The sequence below is a fragment of the Phenylobacterium sp. genome (assembly GCF_030645195.1).
GTDB lineage: Bacteria > Pseudomonadota > Alphaproteobacteria > Caulobacterales > Caulobacteraceae > Phenylobacterium.
In genome coordinates this window covers 1-12131 of sequence record NZ_JAUSLW010000165.1, presented here as the reverse complement: position 1 = coordinate 12131, position 12131 = coordinate 1, and the positions used below count along the sequence as shown (strand labels likewise).

10 protein-coding genes are annotated in these 12131 nt (G+C 68.6%); 6 read left to right on the top strand and 4 right to left on the bottom strand.

Annotated elements, in window-relative coordinates:
- Positions 1–292 (top strand): MaoC family dehydratase (locus Q7T09_RS13580; RefSeq protein ID WP_304700419.1); only part of this gene is annotated, 292 nt, incomplete at its 5' end.
- Between the two features lie 42 nt (positions 293–334).
- Here Q7T09_RS13580 and Q7T09_RS13575 read toward each other — a convergent pair.
- Complete coding sequence (locus Q7T09_RS13575) at positions 335–1147, bottom strand: serine protease (protein WP_370689248.1); 813 nt, start codon at positions 1145–1147, stop codon at positions 335–337.
- A 184-nt stretch (positions 1148–1331) separates the two neighbouring features.
- Here Q7T09_RS13575 and Q7T09_RS13570 point away from each other — a divergent pair, with 184 nt between their 5' ends.
- Together Q7T09_RS13570 and Q7T09_RS13565 are read left to right on the top strand one after the other, a co-directional pair.
- Entirely contained in the window at positions 1332–3422 is a 2091-nt protein-coding gene (locus Q7T09_RS13570) for a S9 family peptidase (protein ID WP_304700417.1), read from the top strand.
- On the top strand, positions 3419–3964 hold the full coding sequence (locus tag Q7T09_RS13565) for a GNAT family N-acetyltransferase (protein WP_304700416.1): 546 nt from the start codon (positions 3419–3421) through the stop codon (positions 3962–3964). Before Q7T09_RS13570 ends, Q7T09_RS13565 begins: the two co-directional genes overlap by 4 nt.
- Here the strand turns inward: Q7T09_RS13565 and Q7T09_RS13560 are convergent.
- Positions 3961–6252, bottom strand: a complete 2292-nt coding sequence (locus tag Q7T09_RS13560) for a heavy metal translocating P-type ATPase (RefSeq protein WP_304700414.1) — start codon at positions 6250–6252, stop codon at positions 3961–3963. The two genes, Q7T09_RS13565 and Q7T09_RS13560, sit on opposite strands and share 4 nt — an antisense overlap.
- A gap of 91 nt (positions 6253–6343) precedes the next feature.
- Here Q7T09_RS13560 and Q7T09_RS13555 point away from each other — a divergent pair, with 91 nt between their 5' ends.
- The 3 genes from Q7T09_RS13555 (at position 6344) to Q7T09_RS13545 (ending at position 8854) form a co-directional block, all read left to right on the top strand.
- Positions 6344–6619 carry a metal-sensitive transcriptional regulator gene (locus Q7T09_RS13555; RefSeq protein WP_304700413.1) on the top strand — a complete coding sequence of 92 codons (276 nt, stop codon included), beginning with the start codon at positions 6344–6346 and terminating at the stop codon, positions 6617–6619.
- A gap of 17 nt (positions 6620–6636) precedes the next feature.
- On the top strand, positions 6637–7995 hold the full coding sequence (locus tag Q7T09_RS13550; protein WP_304700412.1) for a hypothetical protein: 1359 nt from the start codon (positions 6637–6639) through the stop codon (positions 7993–7995).
- A gap of 196 nt (positions 7996–8191) precedes the next feature.
- Positions 8192–8854, top strand: a complete 663-nt coding sequence (locus tag Q7T09_RS13545) for a hypothetical protein (RefSeq protein WP_304700410.1) — start codon at positions 8192–8194, stop codon at positions 8852–8854.
- 124 nt (positions 8855–8978) lie between these two features.
- Here Q7T09_RS13545 and Q7T09_RS13540 read toward each other — a convergent pair whose 3' ends face one another.
- Both Q7T09_RS13540 and Q7T09_RS13535 read right to left on the bottom strand, forming a co-directional pair.
- Positions 8979–10022 carry a DUF4917 family protein gene (locus tag Q7T09_RS13540; RefSeq protein WP_304700407.1) on the bottom strand — a complete coding sequence of 348 codons (1044 nt, stop codon included), beginning with the start codon at positions 10020–10022 and terminating at the stop codon, positions 8979–8981.
- Between the two features lie 827 nt (positions 10023–10849).
- The gene (locus tag Q7T09_RS13535) at positions 10850–11674 is read right to left on the bottom strand and encodes a GIY-YIG nuclease family protein (RefSeq protein ID WP_304700405.1); all 825 of its coding nucleotides are present in this window, start codon (positions 11672–11674) and stop codon (positions 10850–10852) included.
- Positions 11675–12131: the final 457 nt, after the last annotated feature.

Genomic DNA, 12131 nt, shown 5'->3' with positions numbered 1-12131 from the left:
GATGGGCGGCCCGATCGCCCACGGCTACCTGACCCTGTCCCTGCTGCCCTTCCTGGGCGGCGGGCTGATGCCGGTGAAGGGCGTGACGCGGGGGATCAACTACGGTTCCGACAAGGTGCGCTTCGTGAACATGGTCCGGGTGGGCAAGCGCGTGCGCCTGCGCCAGAAGCTGATCGGGGTCGAGCCCAAGGCCGGCGGCGTGCAGATCCGCAACGAATGCACCATCGAGATCGAAGGCGAGGACAAGCCCGCCTGCATCGCCGAGACCCTGTCCCTGCTGTACGGGGCGTAAGACTGTGTAGACCTCCCTGCCTTACCGCGGGGAGGTTCTCGCCTACCAGTCGGGCGAGACGGCCTCTTCGGCCGAGGCCGCCTTGGCGCCCGTGAACACCTCGTTGGAGGCCGTGGTCACAGGGGCGTAGGGATTCTCCACCAGACCGATGGTCTCGCGGATGTACTTGGCCTGGGTGACGATCCCGATCTCCAGGCGCTCATTGTTCAGCTCCACCTGCTGGGTCAGCAGGCCCGCGATGAACTGCGCCGGCTGGGCCTCGGTGGCGCCGAGGCGGCGGCGCGAATTGTCGGCCATGAACACCGGCCCGCCCGAATTGCCCGGGAAGACGCTGAAATCCAGCAGGAAGGTCGGGAAGACCTTGGCCGGGGCGATGGGATAGGAGGCCACGCGGCCGGCCCGAAGGATCGGGAAGCCGGCGCGGTTGGCGGCCAGACCGCGCGGGAAGCCGAGCGCCATCATCTCGTCGCCCGCCCCCACCTGCAGGGAGGCGAAGGTCTGGTCGTCGGCCAGCCAGGTCAGCGGGATGGCGGCCTTGGCGAATTCTTCGGGCGCGGTGATGGAGATGGCGGCGACATCACGCGACGGGTGGCGCGTCCACAGCTCGTGGCCCGCGCCGTCGCGAATCTTCAGGGTCTGGGGGGAGTAGGTCCAGGATCCGTCGGGGTTCTCGATCCGATAGCCGATGCGCGCCTCGGCGCCAGGCATCTTGGAGAGCACGTGATTGGCGGTGACGAGGACGGTGTGGGGCTGGCCGTCGGGGCTGACCGACTGGATCAGGAACCCGGTGCCGACCGTGCGCGTTCCGTCGCCGAGCGGCTGTTCCAGCTGTACCGTCGCGTGGATCAGTTCCACGGATAGGTCGTAGACCATCGACGCCCCCGAAAAATCGCACCTTACCCCTGCGACTAGGGGGATAGTTCCTTAAGATCACGGTTAACGCAAAGGGACTTCTCGCCTGCGGCCCGTGCGCCCGATTGCCGCGTGGGAAATGGCCCAGGGTCTTGAGAGCGCCTCAGGCCTGGCGCATCTAACGGGCATGACCCGTCCCACACCGCCCACCGCCCGGCGCCAGCCGAAAACCCTCACCCAGCTCGGCCGCACCCGCGTGGACGACTACGCCTGGATGAAGGACGACAATTGGAAGGAGGTGCTGCGCGATCCCAAGGCGCTGCGCGCCGACATCCGCGAGCATCTGGAGGCCGAGAACGCCTACACCAAGACCCTGCTGGAGACGCCGACCCAGGCTCTGCAGGACGCCCTGTTCGCCGAGATGAAGGGGCGGATCAAGGAGGACGATTCGTCGGTGCCCGCCTCCGACGGCGCCTGGGACTACTATGTCCGCTACGAGATCGGCGCCGAGCATCCGGTGCATGGCCGTCGGCCGCGGGGCCGCACCGACGGCGAGGTGGTGCTGCTGGACGAGGAGGCGCTGTCCAAGGGCAAGCCCTTCTTCCAGGTGGGCGCGGCCCATCACAGCCCCGACCACCGCCTCTACGCCTGGGCCGCCGACGAGCAGGGGTCGGAGTACTACACGATCCGAATCAAGGACCTGGCCACGGGCGAGGCCCTGCCCGTCGAGATCGAGAGCGCCTACGGCGACTTCGCCTTCTCGCCGGACAGCCAGTGGCTGTTCTGGATCTGGCGCGACGAGAACGCCCGCCCCTCCAAGGTCTTCCGCCGCCCCGCCCGCGGCGGCGAGGACACCCTGGTCTATGAGGAGGCCGACGACGGCATGTTCCTGGGGGTGGGGACCACCGCCGACGACAGCCACATCGCCATCCATGTGGGCAATCAGGAGACCACCGAGATCTGGCTGATCCCGGCCTCCGATCCCACCCGCCCGCCCTTCGTCGCCGAACCCCGGCGGGTGGGGATCAAGTACGAGCTGGACCACTGGAGCGACCGCTGGGTGATCCGCACCAATGACGACGGGGCGGTGGACTTCAAGCTGGCGGCCTCCGCCGCCGAGATCCCCGCCAAGTCCACCTGGACCGACCTGGTTCCCCACCGGCCCGGCCACTACATCACCGGCTTTTCCGCCTATGCTGACCACCTGGTGCGCCTGGAGCGCGTCAACGCCAACGACCGGATCGTGGTGATGGCCAGGGGTGGCGGCGAGCACGAGGTGGGCTTCGACGAGGAGGCCTATGCGCTTTCCCTGACCGGCGGCTACGAGTACGACACCCCGCTGACCCGCTTCGTCTACCAGTCCCCCACCACGCCCCGGCAGTGGTTCGACTACGACATGGCCACCCGCGAACGGACCCTGCGCAAGACCCAGGAGATCCCCTCCGGCCACGACCCGGCCCGCTATGTGGCGCGCCGCCTGATGGCCAAGGCCGGCGACGGCGCCGAGGTTCCGGTCACCGTCCTGATGCTGAGGGACACCCCGCTCGACGGCTCGGCGCCCCTGCTGCTCTACGGCTACGGCGCCTATGGACACGCCATGGAGCCCAGCTTCTCGATCCGCAGTCTCAGCCTGGTGGACCGCGGTTGGATCTGGGCCGTGGCCCACGTGCGCGGCGGCTCCGACAAGGGCTGGGGCTGGTTCCTGGACGGCCGCAAGGAGAAGAAGGCCAACAGCTTCACCGACTTCATCGCCTGCGCCGAGCATCTGTCGGCCAATGGCTACGGCAAGGCCGGGAGGATGGTGGCCTATGGCGGCTCGGCCGGCGGCATGCTGATGGGCGCCGTCGCCAACCTGCGCCCCGACCTCTGGGCCGGGATCATCGCCGCGGTGCCCTTCGTCGACGTGCTCAACACCATGAGCGACACCACCCTGCCGCTGACCCCGCCGGAGTGGCCCGAATGGGGCAATCCGCTGGAGGACGCGGCGGCCTACGACACCATCGCCGCTTACAGCCCCTATGACCAGGTGGCCCCCCTGCCCTATCCGCCGATCCTGGCGACCGGCGGCCTGTCGGATCCGCGCGTCACCTATTGGGAGCCGGAGAAGTGGGTGGCCAGGCTGCGGCAGTTCTCGACATCGACCGCCCCCATCCTGCTCAGGATCAACATGGAGGCCGGCCACGGCGGCGCCTCGGGACGGTTCGACTTCCTCAAGGAGATCGCCCTGGACTACGCTTTCGCCATCTGGGCGATGGACAAGGGGTGGGAGAAGCCATGATCGTCAGAGCTTCGCTGGACAGCGACGCGGAGGCCCTGGCGGCCATCTACGGCCACGACGTCCTGCACGGCTTCGGCACCTTCGAGGAGGTCCCGCCGAGCCCGCGGGAGATGGCGGCGCGGCGCCTGGCCATCGTCGAGCGGGGCCTGCCGCACCTGGTGGCCGAGGCGGACGGCAAGGTGCTGGGCTTCGCCTATGCCGGCCTGTTCCGGCCCCGGGCGGCCTATCGTTTCACGGTCGAGGACAGCGTCTATGTGGCCCCTGACGCCAAGGGGCGCGGCGTGGGCAAGGCTGTCCTCACCCAGGTCCTGGCGGCCTGCGAGGCGCTGGGCCTGCGCCAGGTGATGGCGGTGATCGGCGACAGCGGCAACGCCGGCTCCATCGGCCTGCATCGGTCCCTCGGCTTCGAGCCTGCCGGGGTCTGCCGCAGCGTCGGCTTCAAGCACGGACGGTGGGTCGACACCGTCTGGATGCAGAAGCCGATCAACGGCGGCGACTCGACCCTCCCCGACGCCGGCGGCCTGGTCCTCACCGGCCACTAGAGCTTGGTCAGCCTCAGGCGCAGGGCGTTGCTGATGACGCTCACCGAGGACAGCGACATGGCCGCCGCGGCGATGGCCGGGGTCAGCAGCAGGCCGAAGGCCGGATAGAGCACGCCGGCGGCGATGGGCACCCCCAGGACGTTGTAGACGAAGGCCAGGACCAGGTTCTGGCGGATGTTGCCCATCACCGCCCTCGACAGCCGCCGGGCCCGCAGCAGGGCCCGCAGGTCGCCCTGCAGCAGGGTGATCCCGGCGCTCTCGATGGCGACATCGGAGCCCGCGCCCATGGCGATCCCCACCTCGGCGGCGGCGAGGGCCGGGGCGTCGTTCACCCCGTCCCCGGCCATGGCGACGATGCGGCCCTGCGACCTCAGGCGGGCCACCACGGCGGCCTTGTCCTGGGGCAGGACCTCGGCCTCCACCTCGGCGATCCCCAGGCGGGCGGCGACGGCCTGGGCGGTGACGCGGTTGTCGCCGGTGAGCATCACCACCCGCACGCCGGCCCCGCGCAACTCGGCCACGACCTCGGCGGCGTCGGCCTTGATCGGGTCGGCGATGCCGAACAGGCCGGCCAGGACGCCGTCGACAGCGACGAAGATCCCCGTGGCGCCGTCCCCGCGCAGGGCCTCGGCGGCGGCCTTCAGGGGGCCGATGTCGACCCCGGCCTCGGTGAGGAAGCGGTCGCTGCCGATGGCCAGGCTGCGGCCGTCGACGGACCCGGTGACGCCCCTGCCGACGGGGGAGTCGAAGTCCTGGGGCTCGGCCAGGGTCAGGCCGCGCTCCAGGGCGGCGCGGACCACGGCCTCGGCCAGGGGATGCTCGCTGCCCCGCTCCAGGCTGGCGGCCAGGCGCAGCAGGTCGGCCTCCGCGAAGCCTTCCGCGGCATGGATTTCCGTGACCGCGGGGCGGCCCTCGGTGAGGGTCCCGGTCTTGTCCACCACCAGGGTGTCGACCTTCTCCAGCCGCTCCAGGGCCTCGGCGTTCTTGATCAGCACCCCGGCCTGGGCCCCGCGTCCGACCCCGACCATGATCGACATCGGCGTGGCCAGGCCCAGCGCGCAGGGGCAGGCGATGATCAGCACCGAGACCGCCGCCACCAAGGCGTGGGCGAGCTTGGGGTCGGGGCCCAGGAACCACCAGGCCGCGAAGGCCGCCAGGGCCGAGGCGATGACGGCCGGCACGAACCAGGCCGAGACCCGGTCGGCCAGGCGCTGGATGGGGGCGCGGCTGCGCTGGGCCTGGGCGACCATCGCGACGATCTGGGAGAGCAGGGTGTCGGCGCCCACCTTGTCGGCCCGCAGGACGAAGGACCCGGTCCTGTTGATGGCGCCGGCCACCAGGCGGGCGCCCTTGACCTTCTCCACCGGCATGGACTCCCCGGTGACCAGGCTCTCGTCCACGGCGCCTGCGCCCTCCAGCACCTCGCCGTCGACCGGGACCTTCTCGCCGGGGCGGACCCGCAGGCGGTCGCCGAGCGCGATCTGGTCGATGGCGACCTCGTGGTCGGTCCCGTCGGCGGCGATCCGGCGGGCGGTCTTGGGGGCCAGGTGCAGCAGGGCCTTGATGGCGCCGGAGGTGGCCTCCCGGGCCCGTAGCTCCAGCATCTGGCCCAGCAGGACCAGGACCACGATCACCGCGGCGGCCTCGAAATAGATCGGGACTTCGCCGCCGGGGGTCTTGAAATCATTGGGGATCGAGGCGGGGAACAGGGTGGCGAAAGTGGAGTAGAGCCAGGCCGCCCCGGCGCCCAGGGCGATCAGGGTGAACATGTTGAGGTTGCGGCTGACCAGGCTCGCCCAGCCCCGCTCGAAGAAGGGCCAGCCCGCCCAGAGCACCACCGGGGTGGCCAGGACCAGCTGGATCCAGCCGCTCCAGGCCATGGGCCAGGGGGTGCGCATGCCGAGCGCGTGGCCGCCCATCTCCAGGACGAAGACCGGGGCGGTCAGCGCCAGGCCGATCCAGAAGCGGCGGGTGAAGTCGACCAGCTCGGGGTTGGGGCCGGCGTCCAGGCTGACCAGCTCCGGCTCCAGGGCCATGCCGCAGATGGGGCAGGAGCCGGGGCCCTCCTGGCGGATCTCCGGGTGCATGGGGCAGGTGTAGATCGTGCCCGGCGGGGGCGCGGGCTCCGCCTCCCGCTCGCCCAGGTACTTGCCCGGGTCGGCGGCGAACTTGGCCTTGCAGCCGGCCGAGCAGAAGCCGAACTCGGCGCCGTCATGGACGTGGCGATGGGTGTCGGTCTTCACGGTCATGCCGCAGACGGGGTCGATGAGGGGGGCTTGCTCGGACATGTCGGTCGCCAGGGATGGAAGAAAACGTCCCTCGCAGATATACCCCCTGGGGGCATATTGCAATTACCCTAGGGGGGTATATAAGGGCGGCATGAAACGCGAGAACAAACCCAAGCTGCTCACCCGGCTGAGCCGCGTCGAGGGCCAGGTGCGCGGCATCGCGCGGATGGTCGACGAAGACCGCTACTGCATCGACATCCTCACCCAGCTGCAGGCGGTCCGCGCCGCCCTGGCGCGGGTGGAAACCGAGCTGCTGCGCGACCACCTGAGCCACTGTATCGAGAGCGCCATCGTCAGCGGCGACGCCGACGAGCAGCGCAAAAAAGTCAATGAACTCATCGCGCTGCTGGAACGCAGCACCCACTAACCCGAGCGACCTCCCCCATGAAGACCACCCTCCTCGCCGCCGCCGCCCTCGCCGCGCTGGCCACCGCCGCCCACGCCCAGGACAGCCACGCCGGGCACGACATGAGCGGCCAACATGCGCCGACAAGTGACCCTCAAGGTCCCACCGATCCGCACGCGGGCCACGACATGTCCGGCATGGACATGAGCGGCCCCGCCACCGCGACGGACGACGCCGCCCCCCACGCCATGACCAGCGCGCTGGGCCCCTTCCCCATGAGCCGCGACGGCTCGGGCACCGCCTGGCAGCCCGACGCCAGCCCGCACATGGGCGCCATGGGCCACCACGGCGACTGGATGACCATGGGCCACGCCCTGATCAACGTCGTCTATTCCGACCAGGGCGGCCCGCGCGGCGGCGACAAGGCCTTCCTGGCCGGCATGGTGATGGGCATGGCGCAACGGCCCCTGGGACAGGGCACGCTCGGCCTGCGGGCCATGCTCAGCCCCGACCCCTTCATGGGCAAGTCGGGCTATCCCCTGCTGCTGGCGGCCGGCGAGAGCGCCGACGGGGCGACCCCGCTGGTGGACCGCCAGCACCCGCACGACCTGTTCATGGAGCTGTCAGCCAGCTACAGCCTGCCGGTGGGCGAGCGCGGCAGCCTCTTCCTCTATGGCGGCCTGCCCGGCGAGCCGGCCTTCGGTCCCCCCAGCTTCATGCACCGGCTCTCGGCGCTGGACAGCCCCGAGGCGCCCATCACCCACCATTGGCTCGATAGCACCCACATCACCTTCGGGGTGCTGACGGCGGGCTATGTCCAGGGGGACTGGAAGGTCGAGGCCTCGCGCTTCCGCGGCCGCGAGCCCGACGAGAAGCGCTTCGACATCGAGACCGGGGCGCTGGACTCCACCGCCGCGCGGATCTCCTGGAACCCCGGGCAGAACTGGTCGGTCCAGGCCAGCTGGGCCGACATCAAGAGCCCCGAGGCCCTGGAGCCGCACCACGACGAGACGCGGTTCTCCGCCAGCGGCGCCTATCTGCGACGCTTAGAGCGCGGCGGGCTGGTGGCCGTGTCCCTGGCCGCCGCCCAGAAGAACCGCCAGCCGGGCCCCATCCTCTGGGGCGTCCTGGCCGAGGCGGCCTATATGCCCAACGACGCCTGGACCGTCTTCGGCCGGGCCGAACGGGTGGACCAGGACGAACTGGCCCACGGCCACGGCGACCCCGTCACCGTGGGCAAGCTCTCGGTGGGCGCGATCCACGACTGGACCCTGCGGCCGGGGGTGAAGCTGGGCCTGGGAGCGCTGGTCTCGGCCTTCGACATCCCGTCGCCGCTGAAGGCGTCCTATGGGGAGCCGTCGGCGGGGATGGTGTTCGTGCGGTTGAAGGTGGGGTGAGGCGGGGGCCCTCACCGCGCCTGACCGAGGTGACGCCATTTCATACAGTGGCACCGTAACCCCTCCTCCAGGTGTTTGAGCTGACGAGGGCTTGCACCTGAAGCCGGTTCACATTTCTCAGAACGCGCTCCAACTCGCGTGACGCCGTTCGGCGATTGGTACATCCTGCCCTGGAGGCTTCCGGGGGGGGGAAGGCATGGACGGCGGACGAAACCAACCGACGGTCAGCGGACCCGAGCCCTCGGGTTTGTCGACGCTGTGGGCTCGGCTCAGGGCCGCGCTGGCCGCGCTGCGGTCGAGGCCCGCCGACCCGGCGCCTCGCGAGAAGGCCCGCCGGCGGACGGCCGAGGCCCGTCAGGACCCGGCGGAGGCGGCCGAGGTGAAAGCCTGGCGCAAGGTCCATGGACGGCCGGCGATTTGGATGGCCCCCTTCTTCTTGTTGTTCGCCGCCCTTTATGCGTTCCCGCATCTGGCGCTGATGATCCAGCCGCAGGCGCCGCGCAGCCTGATCGCCGTCCTGGTCGCCGCCTTGCCGGGCTGGGCCGAACCGCTTTCGGCGATGCTGGCCGGGTGGCTATGGGCGCCATGGTGGCTGGGGGTGCTTGCCCTGCTCTTCCGGCTGCGGGCCGCCTGGACGGCCGGTAAGGCCATGCTCGACGCCGTAGGCTGGGCGATGGCCGCCCTCGTGGTCGAGGGGGGCGCCTGGCTGTTCTTCGGCCGGGAGGCGCTGGAGGCCTTCAGCGTGGCGGAACAGACCGGCGCCTGGCGGTTGCTGGCGGCGGAATTCATCTTCCTGTTCCTGACCGCCGTGCTGTTCGGGCCGAACACCTACCAGCGCGTCCGGTTCGAACAGAGCTAGAGCGGGTTACGGGGAATTGCGGGGACAGGAGCACCATTCCCGTCGCCTCCTCCGGAGGGCGCGGTGCAGGCTTCGCGTTAGCGGCCGTGGCAGGAAATGATGCTCCTGTCCCCTTATTGAGCGCTTACTTCCAGGGGGAGAAGGTCTTGGTGTCGTAGACGTAGACCCGAAGCCCTGGGCCCGCGCCTCGTGCATCTCGCCAGCGCTCCATCCACCGCCGGATCGTAGCCTCCTGTGCTTCCAGGCCTCCAAATGCGCCGATGTAGATGGCGCCGATGCGGCCGGTGCCTACGTGCCGCAACAGATGCTCGTCACGGTCATCCAAGCTGTGGCCGTAGGTGAACAGCACCCCCCCACGATCCCGTAGACCGCTGCGCAGGAACTTGAGGCCCCACTTAAGATATGCACTCCGTGCGATCCGCGCGGCCTTGGCCTCACTGGTGCCCTCCGAAACAATTGCAGGGAAGCTGCCGCGATCCAGCCGGCCTTTCGCCTGGGCAATGAGACTGCGCTGCCCATCGTACCGGAGCATCGCCTGCCCGCCGCCTGGCCTTTCGTAGACATGCAACGCGCCGTGGAGGTAAACCAAGCCCGGCGGCTTTTCTGGCTCCCACAGCCCGTAGCGCTTGTCGTCCACCGGACTGATGTGGCTGTCGTAACAGAGTAGGCGGCGACCGCTGCGGGCGAGCACCCAATAAAGCAAAAGATCGTAGTTCGTGGTGTAGATTCGACCGATCTTCCTGAAAGGACGCCGTCGCCCGACAAAATGTTCTAGAAACGATGTAATGCATTGTTCGCACTCGTCGCGCCCCATCAACGCGGCATTATCCGGATGCACTCGCTGAACCGCCTGAATGAAAGCCGCCCGCACCTCATCTTCTTGGCGTTTCCATTCCTGGCGCACGGAGGGCGGTGCGGCGATGTCCTCCACTCTCGGCTTGAGGGCGTCCAGCACGCGCTCGAAATCCTCGGTTTCGAGGTCTTGGAACAGCGCAGACACAGGTTCGCTAAATGGGCCGGCCCGGCGGAATAGAGAAGGATAAGAGAAGCTGCCGCGTGCGGCGATGCTGAAGCCGTTCCCGAGGAGCAGGTAGCGCGTTTGGTCGACCGTCTCTGCTATGGCCTGCTCGAATGTGATCGGCTCCGGCTCATCGAACGGCTCGCCCATATGGCTAGGATGCGATGATTCCTGACCACAAGACATATCGACCGCAGGGGCCCGGGCCGCCACTGGCTTCAGCGCTGCCGTGGGGAATACGAGGCAACACGGGGCAACACGGGGACAGGAGCATCAGTCCCCTTGCCGTCCGGCAGGGCCGCCGTATTCGCCCCCGACCTAGAGCGCCGACCGGCCCACCGCCCGGCGAGCTCCGAGCACGTTTCGCATTCGCGGCCGTGGCGGGGAATAGTGCTCTAGCCCCTTTCCGGCCCCCGATGGAATTGCGGTGACAACGCACAAACTCGGCCGCCACGGGCTGATCTAGGGCGGGTCTGAGATTGAGCGCACTGTCGCCCCCTTCTCACCGAAATCCCAATCACGGCTTCCGCCTGATTGCCCATACCAAGGCCGCCAAGCCGGGTAGCAGAGCCGCGAAGGCGGCGACTAGCTGCGGCGTCAGTAGGATCATCGAACGTCTAACTCCCAGTGGATGCGTCATGAAAGCAGGGAACAGTCCGCATTTCGTGCGGGACGATCCGCAGACTTTGCACCTCGCTCGCTGGGGTTCTCTGACTAAGAAGTCACACTTCCCGGTGAGCGTGGAAGGATCTCAGCACGGACGCCGAATGATTTCCTGCCCGCCGTTGGGCAACTTCTGCCCGACGACAACCGCATCGAAACACGGATAGCTCGGGGGAAACCGACACAAGAAAGGGGGATTTTCGCCCATCAAAGGAGCTTGACGCCTGAATTACGGTGACGGCCCATAAATTCAGACGCCATGGCCAACCTGTGGCGGCTTGGTTTGAGCGCTCAGTCTAGGTAATCCGCGTTGCTTAGTTGCCGTTGAGCCCCATCTCCTTCGTTCGCAGCTTAGCCTTCCATCGCCGCTCCATCTCGTCGATGTCCGCCGGTGTCGCGGATGAGCCGGCGACCTCCAGGATCGAGACCTGATAGTCGCTCGGCTCGCGGCTCTTCAGACGCACATTGCCGCCATCGCCCGTGGCGACATAGGTGGACCAGCGGCCCCAGAAACCGTCTGCGCCATCGGCCTTGCCGACGTACTGCTCCTCGGTGCGCGGGCAGGTCAGGAGGTAGACGCCTTTCGCGTTCCTGAGGGCCGTCACCCACGACGAGGGCAGGTTGGGCACCTCCGACATCTGCTTGACGACCTTGAGGTGCCCGGGAAATTCCGGTTCGCGGTAGGCGTCGTACAGTTCTGTGATGGGTTTCAGCTTCTTGTCCGCGCGCTGGTTCCAGGCGCGGTAGGACAGGCCCCAGTCGATGAAGAGCTTGCCCCGATACTCCGCCAATTCCGGCAGGAGTTCGGAGCCGTACTGATCATAGAGCATCGGGTTCAGCTCGTGGCCGCCCAGGGGATCAATCGCTCCGGCCGCCACAGGGCCGATGCGCCAGGTCCTGTAGAGTCCCAGCAACAGTGTCCGGCCACCGTCCACCGCGGTGAAGGCCGCCCAGTTCGGCCAGGCGAAGCTGGCCGCGCTGCCGGCGAGTTGGACGCGCTGGTAGCGCTCGAAGGTGTCGTGGTTGGTGCGCCAGAGCGTGAAGGGGTCCGTTATCCCCTTCGGCTGGTGCCGCAGCAGGCGGACGGTGCTCAGGTCGAGGCCCGCATCGGTCAGCAGGGTTTGGAACATGATCGGCATAGGGCCACGCTAGCGGCCAGCCGGACGATGGCAATCGACCTCGGTCAGGAATACCGGCGACTACGGGGACAGGAGCCCCTTGCCGTTCAGCAGGGTCGCCGCCTTGCCTCTGACCTAGGGTGCCCGCCGGCCCACACGTTCGCCCGGTGAACTCCGGCCGCGCCCCCGAACCGATCGTCCCGCCGCGTCGCCACGCGCTGGGCGCTGACCTTGTCGCCTCAAATTAAACGGCCGTGCGATTGAACCCGTCGCCCGCGGCCGACGACCAGGGCTGGTAACGGCGATCTTCCGGCCTTGCCGCGGCCTCGCCGACCCAAGCAACACCGCAAGGAGACGAATTGCAGATGCGCATTTCCGGACGTCTATCCTGGATCGCTGGAGCCGCCTGGATCGCGGCTGTGGCGCTGGCCGCCCCCATGGCGGCGCAAGCCGCCCCCGGCGTCGACATCAAGGTCCA